At 38.8% G+C, this 25461-nt stretch carries 26 protein-coding genes; 6 read left to right on the top strand and 20 right to left on the bottom strand.

All coding sequences use genetic code 11. From position 1 onward, the window contains the following. Positions 1–7: 7 nt before the first annotated feature. Genes HMPREF0847_RS01370 through HMPREF0847_RS01360 form a run of 3 tightly spaced genes read right to left on the bottom strand, consistent with a single transcriptional unit; the run spans position 8 to position 2222 of the window. Positions 8–688, bottom strand: a complete 681-nt coding sequence (locus HMPREF0847_RS01370) for an ABC transporter ATP-binding protein (RefSeq protein WP_008809357.1) — start codon at positions 686–688, stop codon at positions 8–10. Beyond that, the gene (locus HMPREF0847_RS01365; RefSeq protein ID WP_008809358.1) at positions 675–1928 is read right to left on the bottom strand and encodes an efflux RND transporter periplasmic adaptor subunit; all 1254 of its coding nucleotides are present in this window, start codon (positions 1926–1928) and stop codon (positions 675–677) included. The genes HMPREF0847_RS01370 and HMPREF0847_RS01365 overlap by 14 nt, the downstream gene beginning before the upstream one ends. Before the next feature lie 30 nt (positions 1929–1958). After that, positions 1959–2222: a hypothetical protein gene (locus tag HMPREF0847_RS01360; RefSeq protein ID WP_008809359.1), complete on the bottom strand. Its 264-nt coding sequence runs from the start codon at positions 2220–2222 to the stop codon at positions 1959–1961. 275 nt (positions 2223–2497) lie between these two features. Here HMPREF0847_RS01360 and HMPREF0847_RS01355 point away from each other — a divergent pair, with 275 nt between their 5' ends. Together HMPREF0847_RS01355 and HMPREF0847_RS01350 are read left to right on the top strand one after the other, a co-directional pair. After that, positions 2498–3508: a lactonase family protein gene (locus HMPREF0847_RS01355; protein WP_008809360.1), complete on the top strand. Its 1011-nt coding sequence runs from the start codon at positions 2498–2500 to the stop codon at positions 3506–3508. A 73-nt stretch (positions 3509–3581) separates the two neighbouring features. After that, positions 3582–3767: a hypothetical protein gene (locus HMPREF0847_RS01350; protein WP_008809361.1), complete on the top strand. Its 186-nt coding sequence runs from the start codon at positions 3582–3584 to the stop codon at positions 3765–3767. Positions 3768–3888: 121 nt separating this feature from the next. On the opposite strand, the gene HMPREF0847_RS01345 is transcribed toward HMPREF0847_RS01350, so the two are convergent. The 3 genes from HMPREF0847_RS01345 to eno all read right to left on the bottom strand — a co-directional run bounded on the left by HMPREF0847_RS01345 (position 3889) and on the right by eno (position 6368). Further along, positions 3889–4293, bottom strand: a complete 405-nt coding sequence (locus HMPREF0847_RS01345) for a PaaI family thioesterase (RefSeq protein WP_008809362.1) — start codon at positions 4291–4293, stop codon at positions 3889–3891. Positions 4294–4392: 99 nt separating this feature from the next. Then, positions 4393–4983, bottom strand: coding sequence for a hypothetical protein (locus tag HMPREF0847_RS01340; protein ID WP_008809363.1), 591 nt, complete (start codon positions 4981–4983; stop codon positions 4393–4395). 80 nt (positions 4984–5063) lie between these two features. Next, the gene (eno, locus tag HMPREF0847_RS01335; RefSeq protein WP_008809364.1) at positions 5064–6368 is read right to left on the bottom strand and encodes a surface-displayed alpha-enolase; all 1305 of its coding nucleotides are present in this window, start codon (positions 6366–6368) and stop codon (positions 5064–5066) included. Between the two features lie 205 nt (positions 6369–6573). On the opposite strand from eno, the gene HMPREF0847_RS01330 reads away from it, so the two are divergent. Together HMPREF0847_RS01330 and HMPREF0847_RS01325 are read left to right on the top strand one after the other, a co-directional pair. After that, on the top strand, positions 6574–7023 hold the full coding sequence (locus tag HMPREF0847_RS01330; protein ID WP_008809365.1) for a DUF1694 domain-containing protein: 450 nt from the start codon (positions 6574–6576) through the stop codon (positions 7021–7023). Position 7024: 1 nt separating this feature from the next. Next, positions 7025–7363: a nuclear transport factor 2 family protein gene (locus HMPREF0847_RS01325; RefSeq protein ID WP_008809366.1), complete on the top strand. Its 339-nt coding sequence runs from the start codon at positions 7025–7027 to the stop codon at positions 7361–7363. Here the strand turns inward: HMPREF0847_RS01325 and HMPREF0847_RS01320 are convergent. The 10 genes from HMPREF0847_RS01320 to HMPREF0847_RS01275 all read right to left on the bottom strand — a co-directional run bounded on the left by HMPREF0847_RS01320 (position 7360) and on the right by HMPREF0847_RS01275 (position 19943). After that, the gene (locus tag HMPREF0847_RS01320; protein WP_008809367.1) at positions 7360–8478 is read right to left on the bottom strand and encodes a glycerate kinase; all 1119 of its coding nucleotides are present in this window, start codon (positions 8476–8478) and stop codon (positions 7360–7362) included. The genes HMPREF0847_RS01325 and HMPREF0847_RS01320 overlap by 4 nt on opposite strands. Positions 8479–8487: 9 nt before the next feature. Beyond that, positions 8488–9135: a phosphoserine phosphatase SerB gene (gene serB / locus HMPREF0847_RS01315; protein ID WP_008809368.1), complete on the bottom strand. Its 648-nt coding sequence runs from the start codon at positions 9133–9135 to the stop codon at positions 8488–8490. 153 nt (positions 9136–9288) lie between these two features. Continuing rightward, complete coding sequence (locus HMPREF0847_RS01310; protein WP_008809369.1) at positions 9289–9984, bottom strand: hypothetical protein; 696 nt, start codon at positions 9982–9984, stop codon at positions 9289–9291. Between the two features lie 93 nt (positions 9985–10077). Next, complete coding sequence (gene ezrA / locus HMPREF0847_RS01305; protein WP_008809370.1) at positions 10078–11802, bottom strand: septation ring formation regulator EzrA; 1725 nt, start codon at positions 11800–11802, stop codon at positions 10078–10080. An 85-nt stretch (positions 11803–11887) separates the two neighbouring features. Further along, positions 11888–13837, bottom strand: a complete 1950-nt coding sequence (gene gyrB, locus HMPREF0847_RS01300; protein ID WP_008809371.1) for a DNA topoisomerase (ATP-hydrolyzing) subunit B — start codon at positions 13835–13837, stop codon at positions 11888–11890. Position 13838: 1 nt separating this feature from the next. Continuing rightward, a complete protein-coding gene (locus HMPREF0847_RS01295; protein ID WP_008809372.1) occupies positions 13839–14417 on the bottom strand; it encodes an HAD-IA family hydrolase in 579 nt (192 codons plus the stop codon). Positions 14418–14570: 153 nt separating this feature from the next. Continuing rightward, positions 14571–15119: a DJ-1 family glyoxalase III gene (locus HMPREF0847_RS01290; RefSeq protein WP_008809373.1), complete on the bottom strand. Its 549-nt coding sequence runs from the start codon at positions 15117–15119 to the stop codon at positions 14571–14573. Between the two features lie 13 nt (positions 15120–15132). Then, positions 15133–16365, bottom strand: a complete 1233-nt coding sequence (locus HMPREF0847_RS01285) for an FtsW/RodA/SpoVE family cell cycle protein (RefSeq protein WP_020992597.1) — start codon at positions 16363–16365, stop codon at positions 15133–15135. A 12-nt stretch (positions 16366–16377) separates the two neighbouring features. After that, a complete protein-coding gene (locus HMPREF0847_RS01280) occupies positions 16378–17355 on the bottom strand; it encodes a YeiH family protein (protein ID WP_008809375.1) in 978 nt (325 codons plus the stop codon). Positions 17356–17471: 116 nt separating this feature from the next. Next, positions 17472–19943: a bifunctional DnaQ family exonuclease/ATP-dependent helicase gene (locus tag HMPREF0847_RS01275; protein WP_037622221.1), complete on the bottom strand. Its 2472-nt coding sequence runs from the start codon at positions 19941–19943 to the stop codon at positions 17472–17474. A 188-nt stretch (positions 19944–20131) separates the two neighbouring features. Here HMPREF0847_RS01275 and HMPREF0847_RS01270 point away from each other — a divergent pair, with 188 nt between their 5' ends. Beyond that, entirely contained in the window at positions 20132–20767 is a 636-nt protein-coding gene (locus HMPREF0847_RS01270) for an MBL fold metallo-hydrolase (RefSeq protein WP_008809377.1), read from the top strand. A 41-nt stretch (positions 20768–20808) separates the two neighbouring features. Here HMPREF0847_RS01270 and ftsX read toward each other — a convergent pair whose 3' ends face one another. From ftsX to prfB, 3 genes are all read right to left on the bottom strand, one after another. Then, positions 20809–21735, bottom strand: a complete 927-nt coding sequence (gene ftsX, locus HMPREF0847_RS01265; RefSeq protein ID WP_020992596.1) for a permease-like cell division protein FtsX — start codon at positions 21733–21735, stop codon at positions 20809–20811. After that, positions 21728–22420, bottom strand: a complete 693-nt coding sequence (ftsE, locus tag HMPREF0847_RS01260; RefSeq protein WP_008809379.1) for a cell division ATP-binding protein FtsE — start codon at positions 22418–22420, stop codon at positions 21728–21730. The genes ftsX and ftsE overlap by 8 nt, the downstream gene beginning before the upstream one ends. A gap of 22 nt (positions 22421–22442) precedes the next feature. Continuing rightward, a protein-coding gene (prfB, locus tag HMPREF0847_RS01255; RefSeq protein WP_012130522.1) for a peptide chain release factor 2 occupies positions 22443–23538 on the bottom strand; the annotation gives its coding sequence in 2 pieces (ribosomal slippage) (positions 22443–23465 and positions 23467–23538; 1095 coding nt in all). Between the two features lie 293 nt (positions 23539–23831). On the opposite strand from prfB, the gene HMPREF0847_RS01250 reads away from it, so the two are divergent. Next, positions 23832–24695 (top strand): metallophosphoesterase, encoded by an 864-nt coding sequence (locus HMPREF0847_RS01250; protein WP_008809381.1) that lies wholly within the window; start codon positions 23832–23834, stop codon positions 24693–24695. Between the two features lie 69 nt (positions 24696–24764). Here the strand turns inward: HMPREF0847_RS01250 and HMPREF0847_RS01245 are convergent, their stop codons facing one another. Beyond that, positions 24765–25460: a YwaF family protein gene (locus HMPREF0847_RS01245; protein WP_008809382.1), complete on the bottom strand. Its 696-nt coding sequence runs from the start codon at positions 25458–25460 to the stop codon at positions 24765–24767. Position 25461 lies beyond the last annotated feature (1 nt).

Below are 25461 nucleotides of genomic sequence, written 5' to 3'. Positions count from 1 at the left end.
AAATGTCTTAATTCCTTTCTACCTCTTTGTGTTCAATATTTCCATCTCGCAAAACAACTGTTTTCTTGCACATTTGAGCCACTTCTGGTTCATGGGTAATAATCACAATTGTCTTTCCAGCTTCATTAAACTGCTTAAAAAGTTCCATGATTTGTACGCTGGTCTTGGTATCCAAGGCACCGGTCGGTTCATCTCCAAGAATAAAACTTGGGTTAGTAACCAAAGCGCGGGCAATGGCTACCCGCTGCTTTTGTCCCCCTGATAATTCCATTGGCTTAAATTCGCTTCGCTCTTCTAAGCCTACCAAACGTAACATTTCCATTGCCCGTTCCCGTCTTTCCTTTTTGGGAATCTTCATATAGGTTAAAGGCAATTCCACATTTTGACAAGCTGTTAACTTTGGCATCAGATTGAAGTTCTGAAATACAAAACCAATTTTTTGATTTCGTAAATCTGACAATTGATTGTCTGATAGATTGGATACATCTGTACCTTCAATATGATAACTTCCAGCATTAGCCTTGTCCAAGCATCCGATGATATTCATCAGAGTTGATTTACCGGATCCTGACGGACCCATAATAGCTAGAAAATCACCTTCTTTTACATGAAGATCGATTCCTTTTAGAATAGGAAATTCCTGACTGCCCTGTTGGTAAGATTTATGAATTTCTTTAAGCTTTAACATCTGCTCCTACCTCCATGCCCTCTTTCATGCCGTTCTTAACACTAGAGATACTGTCTTCCATCTTCAAACCTTCAGTGATTTCAACAAGCGAACCCTTAAGGGCCTTGGTTTTAACTTCTTGTTTTTTGATCTTTTTGTTTTCAACTTTCCAAACATAAGATTTACCGTTTTCTGTGAACACATAAGATTTATTCACAACAACCTTGCCAGCTTCAGGCGCATTTTCAATAACATTGACATAAGTATGTGAACCAATCAAAGGCATATTTTCGGCTTGGTCTAACTCTACTTTATATGGATATTTAGCTTGATTTGGATTTTCCTGTTGTTGTTTGTTACCATTTGCTGCTGCATCCGCTGTAAGAGTACCGACTTGAGTTACTGTGCCTGTCCATTTTTTCTTAGGGTTCTTACGGTCAACTACTTCAACTTTTTGTCCTACTTGTAATTTCTCGCGATCAAATTCACTAACATTCCCTTTTACAAAAGTCTTGGACTTGTCCATGATTTCGATAAAGTTTTCTTCTTCTTTCTTAGCTTTTGATTGAGTCGGTAAGTCTTCATTCATAGAAGTGATAGTGCCCGCTGTATCTGCTGTTACTGTATCATATTTCATTCGGTCTGATTCAGTTTGAGCAGTTGCCTGAGCTTTTTCTGCTTCAATCTGAGCATTTTTTACTTCATTATCAGCTGAATTCGCATCGCTTAAACTTTGTGCAACTTCATCTTCCGCAGATTTGATCTGATCTAGTAGGGACTCATCGTTATTCGCATTATATTTTTCACGCAAGCTGTTCAAATTTGCTAATTTGCGATTATAAGTCTCCCACTTAATTGAGGCATTACTTTGCGCCGTACTAATACTATTAGACTTAGCCTGAGCATCATATTGAGCTGATTGAGCCGTCAGCTCTTGGGACGTTACATAGGAAAAGAGAGGCTGTCCCTGTGTGACAGTGTCGCCATTTTTGACGAATACTTCCTTGACCTCACCTTTTGATGGATCGATCTTAACCTTACTGCTATTATTCGGTGCAACTTCACCAGATAAAACCAAGCTTTTCTTCTTAGCTTCATCCACAGCTTCTTGAACTGTTTTAGAGTCAACTTTATTGTTAACAACAACAGATTGATTTTGACCTGGCTGCAAAAGGAAGTATCCTCCCACAGCTGCACAAGTCAATAAAGCTACACTACTGATTAAAATAATTTTAGAATTTTTCTTTTTTCCTCGTAACATACTGCCTCCAAGTCTCACGACCACTCATTATTATTCTGCGCTTGAATCTGCTGTATCTGTATCTTCTTCATTATCTACTGGAATTTGAACAATATTGCCATCTGGCATAGTATATTCTGTCACTTCTTTCCCATCAACTACTTTGTTTTTCTTATCTACAGCATCCTTCTTGTAATCAATTGGCTTGCCATCTAAGGTCTCTGTTTTTTGCTTATCCTTATTTCCACAAGCTGCTAAAAATATAATTGAGAGTCCTAAGACAGCGATAAGAGTAGCTAATTTTTTAAAGTTCATGATGTTCTCCTTTTTAGTAAGTTATTGGGTTAAAATCTGTTGTAAATGTTTTTATCAACAAACATAAACAGTTTTTTAACCTTTTTGTTTTGTTTGAACAAATCTATTCTAACAAAGCTATCTAAGACCCTCCTACCCGCCATCTGTTTTTTTTGTGTTTTTTAAACTGATACTATTCTTTTAATTTTTTTGCATATCCTATCATGAAAACCAATCCAAGCTTTTTTATGATATAATGGCAATATCTTTAATAAACACCAATACGAGGTAAGAAAATGACACAAACAGTTTGCTTTGGTACTTATACACGTCGAGAATCAAAAGGTCTTTACAAGGCAGATTTTGATTCAAATAATGGAACTTTGTCAAACTTAACACTAGTTGCCGAAGAAGCCAGTCCGACCTATCTTGCATTTGATGCAGAGGATCATCTTTATACTGTTGGGGCTGAAAATGGGCAGGGAGGAATCGCTGCATTTGACAAGGATTTCAAACTTTTAAATCATGTCGTTGAAGAAGGAGCTCCACTATGCTATGTTGCAGTAGATGAAAAGCGTGATTTGGTATATGGAGCCAACTATCATAAGGGACAAGTCCTAGTCTACAAACGTTTATCTGATGGCAGTCTGGAGCTAGCAGATTCAGACACGCATGAAGGATCTGGTCCACATGAGAATCAAGCTTCTGCTCATGTTCACTTCACTGACTTAACACCTGATCAATACTTAGTTACATGTGATTTAGGAACTGACCAAGTGGTAACCTATGACCTTTCAGAAGATGGGAAACTAAAAAAATTAGATACATACACTTGCGCGCCTGGTGCTGGAGCACGCCATCTAGTCTTCCATAATTATTACAAAATGGCTTATCTCATTTGTGAACTAAACTCAACGATTGAAGTTCTTATCTATGATGGCGTCGGCCAATTTGACCACTTACAAACTATCTCGACCCTACCTGAAGACTTCACTGGAGCAAATGGTACTGCTGCTATCAGACTTTCTGCAGATGGCAAGTTTCTCTATGGATCCAATCGTGGGCATGATTCAATCGCTGTCTATAAAATTCTCAAGGATGGCAGCTTGGAATTAGTCGAAATTACACCAACCAATGGAAAGAATCCACGAGATTTTAATATCACACCTGATCAAAACTACATTATCGCTGTTCATCAAGATTCTGACAATGCGACAGTTTTCAAACGTGATATAGAAAGCGGTAAATTAACAGAAGTCTCTCATGACTTTTATGTTCCTGAATCTGTCTGTGTCACCTTTAAATAAGCAGATTCCTTGCTTTCTATTTAAAAGTTTGATTAAATTATTACCGTATGAAAAAATGACTAAGGAGCCTATTATGAATCCCCTAGATTTATTTAACCAAGTAAAAGAAATGATCGAAAAGAAAGATTTCGATGCAGCTAAAAAGTTTGTTGAAGATAATAAAGACAAATTTGGTGAATACCTAGACCAAGCCAAAAAGTTAGTAGCTGGAAATGAAATGGCTAGTGGCGCTATCGATAAAATTAAAGGTTTGTTTTAAGCAAATAACTAAAAAAGCATCCTCATTAAGAGATGCTTTTTATATACACAAATTTCAGATACTGGCTAGGCATTTTAAAAAAATAGATCCCAGTTTCTAGTTAAAAACTGGGACTTAAGTACTAAATATTAATCTGTCTTTCTTCTTTTCTTTGTCCTGTAACAAACATGGTAAATGTCGCCTTGCAGACATTCTCGTTATCTTGATTAATGATAACCACATCCACTACTCTCGTTTTGCGACCAGGGTGTAGGCAGTTTCCTGAAATTGTCAGCTTATCTCCAGGATGTCCCGCTCGCAGATAGTTAATTGAAGACTGGAGCGTTACTCCATCTACACCTTGAGATATCAAGACTAGACCAGAAATCTGATCACAGAGAGTAAAAAGGTAGCCGCCGTGAGCATTTCCGTAATAGTTCAAAGAGGACTGAACGACTTCGGTCGTAACAATGACTTGGCCATCCTCCATTTTTTCAATTTCGTAGTTCTCAAATGCTGAAATCGCATCAAAGTGAAAATCTTTCATTTATTTCTCCTCACAATCTGTGTCTTATCATACTACTTTTCATTGATTCAAGCAAGGAAAGTTCCCAACAAATCTATAAAAAATCTGCTTCTAGCTAATCTATCGTCTTTGCTGATTTCTTTTATTAATAAAGTCTTTTAATTCTTCCAATCGTTCTCTTGTTAGCGATTGAGCAAGAAAAGCATCTTCGTTAACATCTTTGCCTTCATTAAATTCATGCATAGGAACATTATCATACTGCTTTACATTTACTGGTATAAGCTTCCCTTCGCCATAAATTATAATCTCTATATTACTATCACTAAAAAAAGCTCCATAGTAGTCTTCTCGAACCACTACTGTCTGCCCTTTTTCCTCAAGATAGGCATAATGGTTCACCGGAACATAAACCGTAAAAAATATCCCAAGAATAGGAGAAAATGCCACTAACAAGGCTCCTAGAGCAAGAGCTGGATAAAGAACCCATTTGTATCTTTTAATTAATAAATAGAAAGCGAGGAATAAAAATAGAAAGGCAAGCCACGGACTCAACTGAGGTTTCCACAACATACTGGTAATCAAAAAGAATAAAATAACCACCAAAGGCGCCAGATCTCTCAACTTCCATCGATTAGATACAAGAAGTCCAACAGCCAAGAGAATAAGAGCTGGCAACTCTCTGCTTAGAATATATAGAAGGAAATAAAACATCCCAAAAGTCTCCCTTTACTTTATTCAAAAATCCCTCAAGTCAAGCTTGAGGGATCCTTACTTCATTCAATCTGAATGAATTATTTTTTCAAGTTGTAGAATGATTTCAATCCACGGTATTCAGCTACTTCACCAAGTTGGTCTTCGATACGAAGCAATTGGTTGTATTTAGCAATACGGTCTGTACGTGAAAGTGAACCAGTCTTGATTTGACCTGCGTTTGTTGCAACTGCGATGTCAGCGATTGTTGAATCTTCAGTTTCACCTGAACGATGTGATACAACGGCAGTGTAACCAGCTTCTTTCGCCATTTCGATAGCGTCGAATGTTTCAGTAAGAGTACCGATTTGGTTAACTTTGATAAGGATTGAGTTAGCAGCACCTTCTTCGATACCTCTTTCAAGGTAAGAAGTGTTTGTTACGAAGAAGTCGTCACCAACCAATTGAACTTTACCACCAAGACGTTCAGTAAGAGCTTTCCAACCGTCCCAGTCGTTTTCGTCCATACCATCTTCGATAGTGATGATTGGGTATTTGTTTACCAATTCTTCAAGGTAGTCGATTTGTTCAGCAGCAGTGCGGACAGCAGCTCCTTCACCTTCGAATTTAGTGTAATCGTAAACTTTACGTTCTTTATCGTAGAATTCTGATGATGCACAGTCAAATCCGATAAATACGTCTTTACCTGGAACATAACCAGCAGCTTCGATAGCAGCGATGATAGTTTCTACACCATCTTCAGTTCCGTCGAAACGAGGAGCGAATCCACCTTCGTCACCAACGGCTGTTTCAAGACCACGACCTTTAAGGATTTTCTTAAGTGCGTGGAAGATTTCAGCACCCCAACGAAGAGCTTCTTTGAATGTAGGTGCACCAGCAGGTACGATCATGAATTCTTGGAAAGCGATTGGAGCATCTGAGTGAGATCCACCATTGATGATGTTCATCATTGGAGTTGGAAGAACTTTAGTGTTGAATCCACCAAGGTAGCTGTAAAGTGGGATTTCAAGGTAGTCAGCAGCAGCACGAGCTACAGCGATAGACACACCAAGGATTGCGTTTGCACCCAATTTACCTTTGTTAGGAGTACCATCAAGAGCGATCATTGCACGGTCGATAGCTTGTTGGTCACGAACATCGTAACCGATGATAGCTTCAGCGATAACATTGTTTACGTTATCAACTGCTTTTTGTGTACCAAGACCACCGTAACGAGATTTGTCGCCATCACGAAGTTCAACTGCTTCGTGTTCACCTGTAGAAGCTCCTGAAGGAACCATTCCACGTCCGAATGCACCTGATTCAGTATAAACTTCTACTTCAAGTGTTGGGTTACCGCGTGAGTCTAGGACTTCGCGAGCGTAAACATCAGTAATAATTGACATTTCTTACTCTCCTTTGAGTTTTTTTATTTACTCTTCTATCATACTCTAAAAAAGCGTTTTTTTCAAGAAAAAATCGTCTCTTAACCTTAAAAAATCTAGATTTATCAAGCAACCGCTTACACACTTCATGCTTTTTCTATTCTTATGAAATATTATGAAAATAAGTATTTTTGCAGCACCTATAACTTTATGCTATACTAAACCTATGACAGATATTAATAAAGTAATCATGGAGAAAGCCCAAGGTGGTGCCAAACTTAACCCTGATGAGCAACGTAGATTTTTAGGAACTTTTGAGGAACGAGTACTAGCCTTCTGCTCTGTTGAGCAAGCAAACGGTTCTCTCGTTCGTAGTCACTTCAAAGAAGTGCTCAGCAAAATTGTAGAAGAATATCAGCCTGTCCTAGTCAAAATTTCACCAGAAGTGGAGTCTAGCAATCAAATCTTTTATTTGAAAATATCTAAAGATCTTAGTTGTGAGGCAACAATTGTTTCTGGTGATTACCAAACTTCTCCATTTGGCCTCATTATCCACAGTGACCATCTAGTCCAAGTGGATGATAAGGACATGTTCCAACAGTTTGCTAGTCTTTTTCAGCCAACAGAAAAGCCTACAAAAGAAAAGCAATCTATCTGGAAAAAGTGGTTTGGATAAGATGACTAATATAGAGAAACTTTTTGCTTTTTTTGATGCAGAAAATCAGCGAGACTGGCAAACCTATCAGACTTTTCTTTCTGATCATGTTAGCTGGGAATTAGAAGGTGACACAACCGAAATCATCAAAGGAAAAACAGGCTACCTGACTAAGATTCAAAAAGTCTACCATAACAACCCCGTCCAATTTCGTTGTACTTATTATCAGCTTAGTCCCGACCAGAATCGGATTGTGACCATTTTAGAAAATGACTTGGGTGACCTGTCTTGTGACATCTTCTTCTTTGAAAAGGGCATGATAGTCAAAGAAATTGAATACCTACTAAAAAAAGCGGACTAACCGCTTTTTTTCATTTTTAGTACATTGCCAATATTTCTTGCTGTTCGAATCAAATTTCGCTCCGCCTGCTCTAAAACCCTATCCAAACTATCTGCTCGCGCAATAATCGGAAAAGCTGCCTGGATATTCCCAACTGGGAAATCCGGTAAATCATCTTCCAGACTTCCGCAAATCGCCAGTACAGGGATACCTTCAGGTGTTCGTCTTGCGACCCCAACAGGTGCCTTACCCGCCAAAGACTGACGGTCCATTCGTCCTTCGCCAACGACGACCAAGTCCGCTTTTTTAACTCTGTCATCAAAATCCAGTAAATCTAAACAGGTTTCTATACCCGAAACGATTTTTCCTCCAGCAAAAGCAACCAGTCCTGCAGCCATTCCGCCTCCGGCTCCAGCTCCATCCATATCAATCACCTGAGGATCAACCAACTGATAGAAATCTGCCATGGCTTGATCCACTTGGGAGAATAATAAGGGAGCTAGACCTTTCTGACCTCCGAAAACAGTTGTCGCACCGCGCTCACCACAAAGAGGATTGTCAACGTCAGTCAAAATCTTAATCTCAACTTCTTTCAAGAAAGCAGGAACCTGCTCAGCTGATATTCGAGCGACCTTTCCCAAAGATGAGCCAATGGGGCGCAGTCTATGATTATCCGCATCGAAAAATTCATAGCCAAGGCCAGCTGCTAGTCCAATTCCACCGTCATTGCTGGCCGAACCTCCAACACCCACTAAAATTTTTCTGACACCGTCTTCAGCTAGGTACAAAATCAATTCTCCCAATCCTTTGGTCTCTATGGCCAAGGGATTTCGTTTTTCCTGAGGAATAGAAGCGAGTCCGACCAAGTCAGCCATCTCAAACAGTGCTTGCTGACCGTTCCTAGCATAAGGCATTTTTACTGGCTGGCCAAAAGGACCAGTCACAATGTGGTAAAATTCAGTCCAGCCTAAGGCTGATGTCAGCGCAGCCATTGTCCCCTCGCCCCCGTCACCAACTGGCAGCAAGTCAAAGCTAGCATCTGGCAAGGCCTGAGAAAATCCGTTCTGCAGAGCCTGAGCAACCTGAGGAGCTGATAAACTTTCCTTGAAAGAATCTGGTGCAATTAGGATATGCATACTTCTCTCCTATTCTTTTCTATTGTCTAAAAGAGCAATAACCCGAGAGAGGTTGCGTTCTTGAATCTGATAAGGAGCCTGCTCACGCACGATTGGCTTGGCCATAAAGGCAATTCCCATCCCCGCCGCCTGAATCATAGGCAGATCATTGGCACCATCCCCCATAGCAATCGTTTGATTTAATTCTAAATTGTTTTCTGATGCCCATTCTTTTAGCATGGCAAGCTTGGTATTCTTAGTGACAATCTCTCCTAAGACTTGACCTGTCAAAAGGCCCTGCTTGATTTCCAAACGGTTTGCCTTGACGTAGTCAACTCCTAGCTGCTCAGCCAGTCTATCCACCGTCTCATGAAAACCACCTGACACCAAGCCTACTTTATAACCACGTTTATGTAGCTCCTTGACCAAGTCCTCGGCTCCTGGCATGAAATGGATCCTTTCTGCAATTCGAGCAAAAATATCCTCTGGCAGCCCTTTTAAAAGGGCCACCCGCTCACGCAAGGCAGCTTCAAAGACCAACTCTCCTCGCATGGCACGCTCGGTAATAGCCGCGACCTGAGTTCCTATACCAGCCTCCTCTCCTAGCAGGTCAATCCCCTCTTCCATGATTAAGGTGCTGTCAACATCCATGACTAAGAGACCTTTAACTTTATCCATCTCTTGACTCCTTTTCTATTGACATCTCTACCAGCAACATCCACTATATTCACTCTTTTTTATGTTCTTCTACCACCAAAAGTATATTCTCTCTCGTATTCATATACAGTATCAGATAAGACAGCTGACATTTCAACTTGACGATTGTTTTTTTCAATCTAATTCATTCGCCTCCCCTTTCATTATTGAAATATATTTATCAATTTGAATGCTTTTTTTATCATCTTCTAATACAATGGCAATATTATAAGCATTACCACTCGAATGTGTGATAGATACGAAGCATTTTGCATTTTTAGAAAAATTATACTTTTTGACTAGCTTATTAAAAAGTTCCGAGTTATCATCAGTTTTATAAATAATATTACTTAAGGATGTTTCCGAACTTCTAAAAACTTCTTTTACTTCCAATGCTTCAAAATACTCTCGTTTAATACTTAAGTTAAAGATTTCCTCATCAAACTTAGGGTCAATACTATCTGAATAAAGCAACTGAGAATTTTCATAACTGACATGAACCTCCCGTGTTTTTTCATCTTTACGAATAGTATAACTTCCATCCACAAGATTATTTTTAGAATTTAAAAAAACTTCATAACTTTCTTTTTGTTTCTCTCGATCACCAATACTAACTGAAACAGAATAGCTTTTGATTCCTGTTAAGTCTATATTTTCTTGCTCTAAGAATTTAAACATTGGCTCAAAAGTGCCTTCAAAATCATACTGTTCTCTTGTTCTGTTTTTTGGAATAGTATAATCATCCAAACGCCAACCATTCATCAATGCTATCGATAAAACGGCTACACCTACGAGAATAATGAGAGTAATATATTTTTTAATCTTTTTCATTTCTTTTATAGACTTTCCGCTTTCATTTTTCCCTCTATTATAACATAAGAGCTTTTTTGCTGAGAATGAAAAAAAGTTCCCTTAGGAACTCTTTTAAAATCGAATATTTTCACGAGTTTTCTCATAAGATGTAACAAAACGACTTGTTACGCCAGGCTCAACAACTTCAAGAGCTTGAGAAATCACTTCGAATGAACTTTCGTAATCGAATTGATTTTCAAAGATATCCAAAGCTTTATTAAAAGCTTCCTGAATACTTTGATCAAAGGAACGATAACGATTAGAATACTGAAGAAGCTGTTCTGTCAAAGTTGCGTACTGAACAATCTGATAGGTTTCAGTTTCCAAATCATGAATGTCATTTGTAACATTTTCAAGTAACAAATTAACATTGTCAATATTTACGCGCAACTGCTCCAACTCTGTAAGCAAAGCCTCTGTATGATCACTGGCTGTAAAGAAGAGACTTAAGAAACTCTTTGGAATTCCTGGTAAATTGCGTTTTTCCATATAGCGCTTAATTGTGTGAAGCTTGTTGATGTAGATGTTGACTTTTTGACGAGCATTGTCATCATCTTTTTCAATTCTCGCTAGACGCTCACCAAGAGTGATTTGTTCGTCTTCAATTTCTTTCAAGCGCTCTTGAGTTGCTTCAAGTGCTTCCTGAGTTAACGAATAAGCTTGTTTATTTTCAGCTGAGTCTTCTACAGTAGCTAAAACAACTGCCTCTAATGCAGACAATTCACTTTGTAAATCACGAACTTTCTCATCTTCTTCATCAGATAGAAGATACATCTTAGACAAACGATCCAACTCACTTTGAAGGTGTTGGTTGTTTTCTTTTGTATGTTTCAAATAAGCTGGTAAGTTTTCTTGTAATTTTTCGACAACTTTCTGAGCAGCAATTTCTCTCGTAAAGATGTCATACAAAGCATTGATTTCTTCTTGAATTTGAGTATTTTCATATTGGGCATTATCCAACTCCAAAGCAGCAATATTCTCATAGTTTTGAGTGATATTAGAATGGAGTTGTGAGAAGCGAGACTCGATATCCGTTTCAACAAAATGATATCCAGCTTCCACCAATTTCCGATAACCAGATTCAAGATCTTCCAGCTGGTCTGGTAAAACTTCTCTTAGTTCAGTGACAATACTTGGCACCTTATCAACAATATGAGTTAAAGCAAGGATATGGTTCTCTGTTTTATCCAAAATATCCGCAGCTTCTACTGGGTCCCCAGAAGAATTAAGGGTAACAAATTGGGAGAACTCTGATTCAATATTTTGCAACTGCTTTTGAATCTCTTGAACTGCTGGTCCATACTTTTCAGTATCTTCAGCTACTTTAACTTGTAGATTTTCAAACAATTCCAAAGCATGAAGAACACGACCACTATTTTTTGCTTCTTGCTTTTCTAAGTCTGCTAAGGCCTCACGGATTAACTCAATATCTTCTTCAACCAGATTAATCTGACTTTCAATGTTATCAATCGCATGCTTTGCCTTTAGAAAGCGAAAGGAATTGTTATAACCTTCTGCTTCAAAGATATTATTTTCAATATCTGCAAAAGAATTAAGGGAAAGATCGACCCATTTTTGATTCCACTCACGGAAAGTCACCTGACTTTGACCGATGAGATGCATATTCTTAATCGCCTCTACTTCATCATTCACAGGAAGATTATATAGTTTCTCTTTACGTTCTTCCAAACTATCAAGTAGAGTCTCATTTCTCTTTCTTAGGACAACAGCAGCTACATAAGCAAGAATTAAAGCTACTGCAATCACTATGATTAGAATAATTAGTCCGTTAGACATATAAAACTCCTTCGTATTATTACTTGAGAATAAACATAATGATTATATCATAATTTCATTAGTCTTGTATATAATTTCTTCATTTCTATACATCTAATGTACTGTATACAGCATTTTCTTCGATAAATTCGCGACGTGGTTCTACCCGATCTCCCATCAGCATATCAAAGATCTTGTCTGCTTCTGCTGCATCGTCAACTGAAACACGCGCCATCAAGCGGTGTTCTGGATCCATGGTTGTTTCCCATAGTTGGTGATCATCCATTTCTCCCAAACCTTTATAACGTTGAATTGAAGGCTTAGAGCGACCTTCACTATACCTAGCTAAGGCTTCTTGAAGTTTTATTTCTTGATCAGCACCTGGCTGAATATATTCTTTTACTTCGCTGCCAACTTTAACACCATAGATAGGTGGCTGAGCGATATAAACATAGCCTGCTTCCAAGACCGGCTTCATATAGCGATAAATCAAAGTCAAAAGCAAGGTACGAATATGAGCTCCATCGACATCGGCATCAGTCATGATAACCAATTTTTGGTAACGACACTTGCTAATATCAAAATCAGCACCAAAACCAGTTCCCATAGCCGTGAAAAGGCTCCGGATTTCTTCGTTGGCCAAAATTTTATCCATGCTGGCCTTCTCAACATTGAGAATCTTACCTCGAATTGGCAAGATTGCCTGAAATTCACGGTTCCGTCCTGACTTAGCTGAACCTCCAGCTGAGTCTCCCTCTACGATAAAGAGTTCTGTTTCAGCAGGATTATTTGAGGAACAATCCGCCAGTTTACCTGGCAAATTCGAAATTTCCAGGCCAGATTTTTTACGGGTGACTTCTCTCGCTCTTTTTGCAGCTATTCTAGCTTTTGAAGCCAAAATTCCTTTTTCGACAATCTTCTTAGCAACTGCAGGATTTTCTAAAAGAAAATCTGAGAACGCTTCGCTAAATAGACGGTTGGTAATTTTAACAACTTCGCTATTTCCCAGTTTGGTTTTGGTTTGTCCTTCAAACTGAGGATTTGGGTGTTTAACGGAGATAACCGCTGTCAAGCCTTCTCGAACATCTTCACCTGTGAGGTTATCTTCGTTTTCTTTGAGAAGTTTATTCTTCTTAGCATAGTCATTGATGACTCGAGTTAGGGCTGTACGGAAACCTTGCTCATGTGTCCCACCTTCATGTGTGTGGATGTTATTTGCAAAGCTCATCACCGTTTCATGGTAGCCTGTCGTATACTGCATAGCTACTTCCACGGTTATATCTTCCATTTCTCCATCTGTATAGATAGGATTGTCGAAGATTACTTCCTTATTTTCATTGATGTACTGGACATAACTAGCAATCCCACCTTCGTAATGATAGTCTTTGCTTTGTTCCATACCATCTCGTTTATCGGTAATTGAGATAGACAAGCCTCGATTGAGAAAGGCAAGTTCTTGGATCCGTTTATTGAGTTTTTCAAAATCAAATTCAACAGTCTCGGTGAAGATTTCTGGGTCTGGCGTAAAATGAACCGTTGTACCTGTACGATCTGTATCACCGATCACTTTCAAATCAGCCACGACCTGGCCACGAGTGTATTCTTGGAAATGAATTTGACCATTTTTATATACTTTAACATCTAGTTGGGTGGATAAAGCATTTACAACAGAAGAACCTACACCGTGAAGACCTCCTGAAACCTTGTAGCCGCCACCGCCAAATTTCCCTCCAGCGTGAAGGACAGTAAAGACAGTTTCAACAGCAGGACGACCTGTTTTTTCCTGAATATCGACAGGGATCCCACGCCCATCATCGACTACTGTGATAGAATTGTCTTTTTCAATAAAGACTTGAATATGACTAGCAAAACCAGCCAAGGCTTCGTCAATAGAGTTATCAACGATTTCCCATACCAAATGGTGCAGACCTTCTTTAGAAGTTGATCCGATATACATACCCGGACGCATACGAACTGCTTCAAGTCCTTCAAGGACCTGAATCTGGCTGGCATCATATTCTTGAGATTGGATGTCTTGTTGCTTTTCTTCTGTCATTTTATTCCTTTTCTGTATTTAAATGTAAATAATTCTTTAGATGTTCCATATTATCAAAAAGATAAGTAGCAAAACCTGCGGCTTGACCAGCCTCTATATCTAATGGGCGATCACCAATAACTATGCAGGAGCTAATCTTGTACTTTTCCTTGAGATAATTCATGGATTCTGGGTCAGGTTTTCTCTTAAAACCATTATCCGCTGTGACAATTTCCGTAAAGAGGGAATCAATTCCTGTTTTAGAGATAATCTCTAAAACCTGATTGTCCCGATGGGAGACTAAAAAGTTTCTGCCACCCTGCTTAATTATGGTCTCTAGTAGCTCTTTTGCCCCGTTAAATAAAACAGGATGCTGAAGTTCCTTAGCTTCATTGGCCTTGTAAGATCTCAAAAAATCTTTCACTCCCGGTGCAAACTGTTGTACTGCATAATCCGTTGATACTTTTAAAGCTTGATATACTTCATCATGGCTAGCTTCTATGCCTAATGACGCTAAAGTTCGTACAAAAGCAGCTGTGGAAGTTTCATAATTATCGAGAAGCGTACCGCCTAAATCCCAGATATAATCTTGATAATCCATAGCTTTTATTATACCATATTTTTCCTGAAAAAGCGCTAATATTGGCAAAATATACTGATAAGAATCCTTTTAAACCAAATAAAAATAAAGTATGGATTCCTCATTTATATTAATAAATAAAAAACCCACTTATTGATAAATGGGTTTCCTATTTTATTCTCCAAAAACATCTGTATATAGCATACCTTGACGTAAGGAATCCGCGTCACCGCCTAACTTCTCCACTATGGTATAAGCAAAAGCAAGCGCAGTTGAGGGACCTCGACTTGTAATAAGTTTGCCATCAGTGACCACTGTCTCCTTCAGGTAATTCCCGCTCTTAATGCTCTCCTCAACGCCATCATAACAGGTGAATTTTTTATTCTCCAGTACTCCTGCTTTTTCAAGTACTATGGGAGCGGCACAGATTGCAGCAATCCACTTATCTTCTTCCTGCATCTTAGTTAGAGCTTTCATCAGGTTCTGGTCATCTCTAAGATTAGCAGACCCAGGCATTCCACCCGGCAAAACAACCATATCATAATCGTCTAAATTTCCTTGCCACAATCGGTCAGCTTGGACACTGATTCCATGAGAACCTGTCACTACTTGCTCAAATCCAAGTATATGACAGGCAATATTGGCTCGACGCAAAACATCCACAACTGTGAGTGCTTCTATTTCTTCAAAACCATTAGCCAGTATAACCGCAACTTTCGTCATGAATCCTATCCTCCTATTTTAATTTTTTCAGAATAATTTTCTTTCGTCTTCTAGAATATCCTGTCTGTTGCTCTTCTAAAAGATTATTTTGATAACTAACAGAAAGCAAGAGACCTACTCCAATTAGGTTACTGATAATAGAGGAGCCTCCTTGGGAAATAAAGGGCAGAGGAATTCCTGTTAAAGGAAGTAAGCCCGTCACAGCTCCAATATTTTCAAAAATATGAAAAATCAGCATCATAGTGAGACCAGTGGAAATGTAGGTATAAAATTGATTGTTCGATTTCAGAGTGATCCTTAACATGCGATAAATAAGCAAGAGGTAGAGGGCAATCAGGAAGATCGAGCCCATAAAGCCAAAGTCTTCCGCAATTACCGTAAAGATCATATCACTTTCTCGCACCGGCACTAATAAATTGGATACATTAAAACCTTGCCCCCAGATTCCACCGCTACCGATAGCAATCTGGCCCTGAGCTTGTTGATAAGTAGTCGTTTGGGCATATTCAAAAGGATGAAGCCATGCTAAAATCCGATTAATTTGGTAAGTCGGCATGCCTAGATTGTGAAGAAACGCCCTACCACCTTCCCAGGTAAAAATTAGCATAAAGGCTAGAAAAAGTGAAACGCCCGTTAGAAAGATAGGAAGAATAATTTTCCAAGAGACTCCAGATAAGAGTACAATTCCTGAAAAAATAGCCATAAAAACAAGAGCCGTCCCCAAGTCACTCTGTAAGGTCAGCAAAATCAAGACTGGCACAGTATAGAGAAAGAGCTCCAAAATCAATAGCCAATCCATTTTGATCGTCCTAATCTTGTCTTTATTTCGTTGGCTGAATTGAACAACTGAACGCGATAAGATCAGAATATAAGAGATTTTCATAAACTCTGACGGCTGGAAGAGGGTCGTACCACCAATAGTTACCCAGTTTTTAGCTCCTGTTGAAGCAACAAGAGACGGGCTATAAAAGACCAGGGGTAAAACCATGAGACCTAAACCAAAAACGTAGAGCAGGGGAGTCATCTTCCAAAGAAATTTGGTGTTAAAAAACATGACAACAAAACTAATCACAATCCCTAAAGCTATCCAAGCAATTTGCTGTCCAACTATTGCCCAGGCACTAGCAGGGTAGTCATGATTCACTGCTATATAAATGGCCATGATGCCAAAAATCAATAAACAAATAACTGGTAAAATTAAACTATAATCCACTCGCGAATCAATCGAGGGTTTAAAATAAGACATACTCACTCCTGTCTAGAAAAAATACTGAATAATCAAGCTAGAGACAGCAACAACAAACCAAGCAAAGGCACCAGTTAAAAGTGGAGCTGCTCCTGCTTGTTTAAACTGAGCAAAAGAGACCCGAGAGCCTATTCCTGCTAAAGCCATTGCCATCAGCCATTGAGATAGAATTTTTGTAAAGGAAATAAAGGAAGCAGGTAAAACACCCGTACTACTAATCAGAGATGCACAGACAAACCATAAAATAAACCAAGGGAAAATTTTCTTTAAATCTACTTTTTGTTTAGATGACTGGGACTTAATATAGCGAACACCTGCAAAAATGAGACAAGCTGGCACAATCATCAGAGCTCGACTTAATTTAACAATAGTTGCCAAATCACCAGCAGTCTGTCCATAGGTATAGCCAGCAGCTACTACAGACGAAGTATCATTGATAGCTGTCCCTGCCCAGGTCCCAAAGGTCTCGGCCGACATCTGCATAACATGTCCAAGAAAAGGAAAAATGAAAACTGCTAAAATATTGAAGAAGAAAATAGTTGAAATCGAAAGAGCAATCTCTTCTTCTTTAGCTTCTAAAATAGGTGAAGCTGCCGCAATAGCAGAACCCCCACAAATAGCCGTTCCAAATCCAATCAACAAGGTTAAGACTCGTCCCATTCCCAAAAAACGGCCTATAAGATAAGAGGATAAAAAGGCTAGTAAAATCGTAAGAATACTGATTTTTAAAGATGATAAGCCAGTTGCAGAAACTTTTGAAATAGACAGACTAAAACCTAGCAAGATAATAGAATACTGTAAGAGTTTCTTACCCGAAAAAACCAAGCCAGAATGAAATTTCTGAGGAATTTTCCAAAAATGATTCAACAGAATACCAAGTAAAATTGCAAATACACTGGAGCCAAACAAAGGAAAAGCTTTGCCCAAAAAAGTAGCAAGCGTAGCTATGGCTAAAGATAAACCCAAACCTGGAATGTATTTTTTAAACATGATTAATCCGAACCTTCTTCTTTTTTCAATGTTTCTATTATAGCAAAATTTAAGTACTTGAGTCAGAGAATTATTTGGAGAAATTTTATCTTTCTTCAAAATTTTGCACCCATCCACTAGTTCTTCTTTTTAACAGTTTTATTTTTAAAATAAAATCTCATATCTTGCAGAATCTGCTCAAAAGAAGACTGCTCAATTGGTGCTGTCTTCGTCAAGACTCCTCTAATCTGGCGACTATATCGTTTCGTATAGACACGATTATCCAAGATAAGAACAGCAGACTGCTGTTTGCGATGGCGAACTGTTCGCCCCAAAGCTTGTTTCAAGCGTAAAATCGCAACTGGCAAGCCATAATCATAAAAGGGGTTTTTCCCTTCAAGACGAAGCCGACGATTCATCTTTTGCGTGAAAACATTTTGCGGATTGTCAAAAGGTAGACGTGTAATGATTTGAATCATTTTATCCTGACTAGAAAAGTCCGTTCCTTCCCAGAAACTACCTGTCCCCAGTAATATTGGAGCTTCTCCTCGATCAAAGCGGCGTTTAATGTTACTAGCATCTCCATTCTTATACTGAGCTAAATGCTGCAAAGACAAGTTTTCTGATACTTCTAACAAGAGCTCCTTAGAAGTAAACAGAACCAAAATCGGAAGGTTTAAGCTGGATAAACTTTCAATCCTCTCAGCAATCAATCGGGCATGCTGAGAAAGTGGCAAATCAACCAAGTCCGGAAAGTCTTTATCCACCCAAATTCTCTGTTGGTGATAATTCTTAGCTGGTAAATGATAAAACTGATAGGCTTGGAAGCCAAGTAGCTGAGCTAGATTCACCTTTCGGCTGATTTCCAAGGTTGCAGATATGAAAAAGAGCTGGACCCTTTCAGGCAGAAAATCCTGAAAATTCATTAAAGATAATCTAGCTGCATGAAGACTAGTTACTCGATGTTGTTCGAAATATTCATCTTCCAACCAAAATTGTTCATACCTTTGATCCAAAATCTCGCGCAATTCTGGAAGATAGTGAGCTGGAAGCTCAGACAGATCCTGTCTCAGCTTAAGCAAGGTTTTCTCCCTTACTTCACTCACTCTTTCGTTATGAAAAACTTCCACTAACTGTGCTAACTCAAACTGCAGACTTTCAAGTAGACGTTGTTCCAGAAGAGAATCCACACGAAGAATTTCTTGCTGAATTGTCTGCAGTAGCTGATTCATCTTGAGACTTTTTTGAGAAAAACTTTCTAAAGCCCAAAAGAGCTTCTGAGCCTCATCTACTACTAAAATACGTCCTTCAATCAAACTTTTATCATCTTCTAAACGAGTGAGGAGGTAAGCGTGATTAGTCAATAATAGTCTACTCTCCCTTGCTTTTTCCTGACCAATTTGCCAAAAATCCACACCGTAGAATAAAGATTTTTTGCTCAATTGGCCATCATGCCCTAGCTCCTCGAAAAAAGCTTGGTAACGATGAGCTTGACCAATTTCTTCTAAGTCTCCTGTTTTAGTTTCAGTAAGCCAAACTAAAAGTTGCATCTTGCAACGATTAAGCAAGCGATTATCATCCAAGCGCTCTAAACTCTGGTAAAAAGTATCCAACTTGATATAGGATTTTGGACTTTTCAAACTATGAAAGGCCACTTGAAAAACTTCTTCAATCGCTCTTCCTTCTCCAGTTGCAATTTGATCCTGCAAAAGCTTAGTCGGTACACTGACTACGATCTTTTCCTGACAATGTGCTAAAAGTGGTAGCAGATAACCATAGGTCTTTCCTAAGCCAGCCTGAGCTTGCAAGAAATTAGGTAAAGGATTTTTTATGGCCTCTTCTATGAGAGAAGCAAACTTTTGCTGCTCCGGTCTTTCTTCTAGCCCAAGCAAAGAAATATTCTTAGCAAAATCAGTGGATAAATACCTTTCTTTGCCAACCTTAGCCTGCTTTTTTAGATAAATACCGTGACAATCAAGCCAGTCACAAGCTCTTCCTTCTGGCATCTTCTCAAAACAGTCTTCTAGTACCAAGCGGGACTCATAAATCAAGCTGTTAGACAAAATAAGAAGGCGTTCTAGTAAGGGCTTGGGCAGACTTTGAATTTTTTCTTGGATTTTTAAAAATAGCAGGGCTGTCGCCATAGCATCTGAAATAGCCGTATGGGCTTGTTCCAAAGGAATTTCCAGTAGTTCACAGAGACTGGAGAGCCCATATTTTTCATAAGTTGGAAACACGACTTGAGCCAACTCTACAGTATCGACACGAGGAGACAATAAGTCAAAACCTTCCCAAAAAAGCGATTCTGCTAATAAATTTGCATCGAATTTAACATTATGGGCTACAAAGACAGCATCTTCAATCAATTCATAGATCTCACGCGCCACCTGAGAAAAATCAGGTGCCTGGCTCAAGCGTTGATCAGACAAACCTGTCAGCTGTTTGATATGTTCTTCTAAAGCCTCATGAGGGTTAATATCTGTCTGGTAGGTCTGCTTAATCTCTCCATCTTCTAGAATGACAATTCCTACTTGAATAATTTTTGCAGTGCTACCTGTTCCTGTTGCTTCCAAATCGACAATAGCATACTTCATATTTTTTCGTTTCATCTTATCAAAATTATACCATGTTTGCAGTCAAGATGCGAGGCTAGAATAATGAAAGCCAGAGAGCACTTAGATGATTTCTTGATTAGACAATCTAGCCTTAACAAAAGATAGATATCCCATTTTCAAGCTTCATTTCTGCTAAAACTTAATTTTTTTGATACACTCATCATAGATAGAGAGGAAAAATCATGAAAGTACATAAAACATTAAATCCTTTAGCTTACGAAAATACCTATTATATAGAAAATGATAGTCATCTGATCCTAGTTGATCCCGGTAGTAACTTTCAAGCCATCCAAAAGAAAATCACTGAAATTGCTAAACCTATTTCAGTAATTTTACTAACCCATACCCACTATGACCATATCATGAGCCTGGATTTGGTTCGAGAAGCATTCGGATACCCTCCAGTCTATGTGGCAGAAACCGAAGCCAGCTGGCTCTATACACCTGAGTTGAATCTTTCAGGGCTCGATCGCCATAACGATATCGAAACACTTGTCTTGAAACCAGCTGAGCATTTCTTTACTTATCATCAAAATTATGATTTAGATGGTTTTAAATTTTATGTCCTCCCCACTCCGGGACACTCTATCGGAGGGGTCTCACTTGTTTTCCCTGAAGGTCATTTCGTTCTCTCTGGTGATGCCCTCTTTAGAGAATCTATTGGACGCACAGACCTTCCAACTGGAAATTTTGACCAGCTGATTGCTGGTATCAAACAAGAATTACTTCATTTGCCGAAAGAATATGATGTCTATCCAGGACACGGACCTGCTACAACAATTGCCCATGAAAAAATGTTCAATCCATTTTTAAAATAAAAGGACAGAATGAAAAGGATTAGCTAAGCTAATCCTTTTGTTTATATCTTCAAGAAACGTCTCATTGAGAAGACAGATCCAATTGAGCCAATAATGATTCCCAAAACAAAGAGAGAGGCAATCATGATCGGAATAAAGAGTTTAGGTGCAATCATTGAGAGATTTTGCGCCACTAAACCTTTATTGACTGATCGATAGGCAATATTATATGCAAAATAAACCAGGGCTGCCGGCATAACAGCTCCAAGTAGACCAATCCAAGCACCTTCTAACAAGAAAGGTCCGCGGATATAACTATTTTTTGCTCCTACCAATCGCATAATTTGAATCTCCCGACTCCGAGAAATAATGGTAATCCGAATAGTATTGGAAATCAAGAAGATAGCAATGAATATCAACATACCAGCCAAGATTAAGCCCCAAGTCTGAATAAAGTCAGCCAAAGAGAAAATCCGCTTGGTGTTTGCTCCACCATCTTGTACATCTGAGACCCCGTCGATTTTCTGGGCTTCTTCTTTCACTGAAGAAACATATTTTGGATCGGTTGTCTCAACGATGTAGGCATCATATAGGGGATTGGCGTCACCATCAAAGATTTTCCAATCGCTTCCCATAGTCTCTGTCAATTTTTCATATTGCTCTTGCTTACTTGAAAAAGTGATTTTCTCAATATGATCAATTTTTTTCAAAGCATCATAGACTTTATGGTAATTTTCATTATCAACAGTCTGACCTTCTTTAACAACCGTCATACTATTGTCTTCAATGTCTTTACGAACATAAACCATCACTCGAACATTGTTTTTCAAGTCATTGGCTAATTTTGTCGTATTCAAAATAACCGAAACAAAAATAGCAACCAAACTAAGAGTAATCATTACCGTACTGATTGCGGCTACCGTCATCCAACCATTTCGCTTCAAACTTTTTAGCGACTCTATCAAATGACGGAAAAATCTACTAATCATCGTATCCGTATTCTCCTTCCGCTTCATCACGTACCACACGGCCATTTTCAATCGCAATGACGCGATGGCGTAAAGTATTTACAATTTGGCTATTGTGGGTCGCCATTAGAACAGTTGTACCTTGCAGGTTAATCCGCTCTAACAAGTTCATAATTTCCCAAGAGTTATCTGGGTCCAAGTTCCCAGTTGGCTCGTCAGCAATCAAAACTTTAGGGTTATTGACAATTGCACGAGCGATAGCAATCCGCTGCTGCTCTCCCCCAGAAAGTTCGTTAGGGAAAGAACGAACCTTGTGCTTAAGTCCCACTAGGTCTAAGACTTCCATAACCCGTTTCTTAATGTGACTTCTGCGTTCACCAATTACTTCCATGGCATAAGCAATATTTTCATATACTGTCTTCTTTGGAAGCAGTTTATAGTCTTGGAAGACTACTCCTACTTTACGGCGAAGCATTGGTACGTCACGTTTTTTTATCTTAGCCAAATTGAAGCCAGCTACTGTCAACGCACCCTTATCAAGTGCAACTTCACGGTAGAGCAAGCGAATAAAGGTAGATTTACCTGCCCCTGAGGGTCCTACAATATAGGCAAACTCCCCTGGCTCTACTTTTACCGTCACACCTCGCAAGGCTGTTGTTCCGTTGTCGTATTTTTTGACAACATCTCTCATTTCAATAATAGACATTTATTACTAAAATTCCCTTCTGTTAGTTGAGACGCCATTTTAAATAAGCATCGATAAAGCCATCTAAATCGCCGTCCATTACCTTATCAACCTGGGCCACTTCATAACTGGTCCGATGGTCTTTAACCATAGTATAAGGTGTAAAGACGTAAGAGCGAATTTGACTTCCCCACGAAATTTCTTTTTTATCGCCCTTTAATGAGTCAACCTCAGCTGCTTTTTTCTCTTGTTCAAGTTGATACAACTTAGCCTGAAGCATCTTCATTGCACGATCACGGTTCCCATACTGAGTCCGATCAACAGTAGACTGCACCACAATTCCAGTAGGAATATGCGTCAGTCGCACACCAGTAGAAACCTTATTGACGTTCTGACCACCAGCTCCGCCCGAACGGAAGGTGTCCATCTTAATATCGTCTTCTCGAATTTCTACTTCAATGGTATCATCCAATTCAGGCATAACCTCTACGGAAGTAAAGGACGTATGGCGACGTTTAGCTGAGTCAAATGGAGAAATTCGAACTAAACGGTGAACTCCCATTTCCGACTTAAGCAGACCATAGGCATGCGGCCCCTCAAAAGAAAGAGTGACTGATTTAATACCAGCTTCATCACCTGCCTGATAGTCTAGAACCTCTACCTTGAAGCCCTTGGCATTGCCAAAACGTGTATACATACGGAGCAGCATGTCTCCCCAATCCTGAGCCTCTGTACCTCCAGAGCCTGGATGAATCTCGAGAATCGCATTATTATTATCATATGGTTCAGACAAAAGCAAAGTCATTTCATAGCTGGTCATCATTTTCTCGAGTTCTGCCAGCTTTTCCTCTAACTCCTCTTGAACCGAATCGTCCTCAGCTAGAAAATCAAGCAAAATCTCCGATTCATCAAAAAGATCCGTCATCTGGTGGAAATTTTCATAGGTTTGTTTGAGTTCATTTAATTCCTGAGATGTCTTTTGAGCGGCAATATTATCATCCCAAAAGTCAGGTTCTGTCATCTTATTTTCTAAGATGGCGATTTCTTCTTCCAGACCTTCTAAGTCAAAGAGACCCCCTGAAAGAAGCTAATTTTTCACGATTTGCGTCAATCTTTTGACGAATTTCTGAAATATCCATAACTACCTCTTTTCACATATCGTTTAATTATACCATACTTATACACGTTTGACTATTTTTTGAAATAAAATTCAAGAAGTCCAGAATCCAGTGTATGATACTTTTTAATGAATAGCAAGCCAAGGGACTCCTTGTTACAAAATTGTTAGAAAAGTAAATTTTACGACATGAAAATGTCTGTTCCTTTCCTAATATCTTTACTGTTCTTCTTTGAACATCCCTTAAAATCTTCTCTGCGCAACTAATTAAACTTATATATGTTCATGTAAACAATTTTGTGCTAGACTAAAACCATGACAAGAATCGGATTTATGAGCGACCTCCATCTGGACTCCAATCAGTTTGATCACTTTGAACTAGAGACACTTAAGTATATTTTAAAAAAAGAAAGAATTGACCATCTTCACATTGCAGGGGATTTATCTAATGATCTAGCCCATATTAGTTTGCCCTTTATTGAAGAATTGAGACAAGAACTTACCATCTCATTTAATCTCGGCAACCACGATATGCTGGGACTTTCTGAACAAGAGATTTCTGGTTATGATTTTCAGGTCCAGCAGTTTGGTCAGACCAAGCTCATCAGCTTTTCTGGCTGGTATGATTACAGCTTTGTTCCAGAAAAAAGTAAGGAAGAGCACCTGAGAACAAAAAATAACTTCTGGTTTGATCGTAGATTAGATCGGGAACTGGACGATCCTAGCATTACAGCTTACAGCCTCCTTCAGTTAGAAAAACTACTTTCTTCTTTGGATGGTCCCATTATTATTGCTATGCATTTTGTCCCCCATCAAGACTTTCTTTATGACCATCCCTATTTCCAACGTTTCAACGCCTTCCTAGGTAGCCAAGCTTTTCACCAGCTCTTTGTCAAATATGGGGTGAAAGATGTCGTTTTTGGCCATCTTCATCATCGTCACCATAGCCGAGTCATTGATGGTGTTCGCTATCACATGCGTCCTTTGGGCTATGTTCGTGAATGGAAACTGACTCAAAACTTTTTTAATGACTTTCCTCAGTATAAGATTTCACAGATGTATCGTCTTCACAAGCGATATAACACTATTAAAGATTTAGAAGAATTTCTTGACTATAAGAAAAATCACCTGGCAGATGAACTGCGAGATGCTCTTATAATTCTTGATACCAAATCATAAAGACTTAAACAAAAGCAGCCCTTGAAGTGCTGCTTTTAATATTAGAAACCTGCTTATTTTCAAGCCCTCTTAAACCGACCTTTTTCTTCTAAAAAGCTTTCTCTTGAAAATATTTCTTTTAAATAATTCGTCAAAGAGAAGCAAGGCTATAATCAGAATAAAAGAGACCAAAGAATAGTTGATCAAGAGGTTGTCACCACTGATAAAAGGAGGTCTAGCTAGAAGGCCATAATTTCCTCCTGTTACTTGATTGACCCCGATCAAGAAGAGATTTAACATCAAGGTATAGGCAATAATCTCGACTTTTTTTAATAAACGCTTGTCATAATGATTAAATAGATAAATCAAAGAATTAACTAAAAGTGCATAATGACCAATCAAAAATGAAAAGCTTGTAATATGTGGAAAGTCATAAGGATCAAATACAGGATAACCTAAGGCAAAAATAGCACCACTAGCTCCAAGTAGAGCAAAATACTGCTTTATCTTCCATTTATCTGGTAAGAAAATCATAGCAAACATAGCTAGTCTACAATGATAAAGAGGAAGACTGTTGGCCAAAGGAAGACGGAAGCCGATATACCAAGCATAGAGAGCCAAAAGCTGAACAAACTGGATCCACTTAAACGCCTTAACAAGGCCTGGATTATCATGATATTTAACTGCACCATAAATGGATAAGACGACAAGGGAAATCATTAAAGCATAGGCAAGAGCCGAGATCAAAGGCGGAGCTGTCTGATTTGTCGTTAAAAATGGAATCATT

Source organism: Streptococcus sp. 2_1_36FAA, from assembly GCF_000161955.2.
Taxonomy (GTDB): domain Bacteria; phylum Bacillota; class Bacilli; order Lactobacillales; family Streptococcaceae; genus Streptococcus; species Streptococcus gordonii.
The sequence above is the reverse complement of the archived record's forward strand: the minus strand, read 5'-3'. Positions and strand labels throughout refer to the sequence as shown.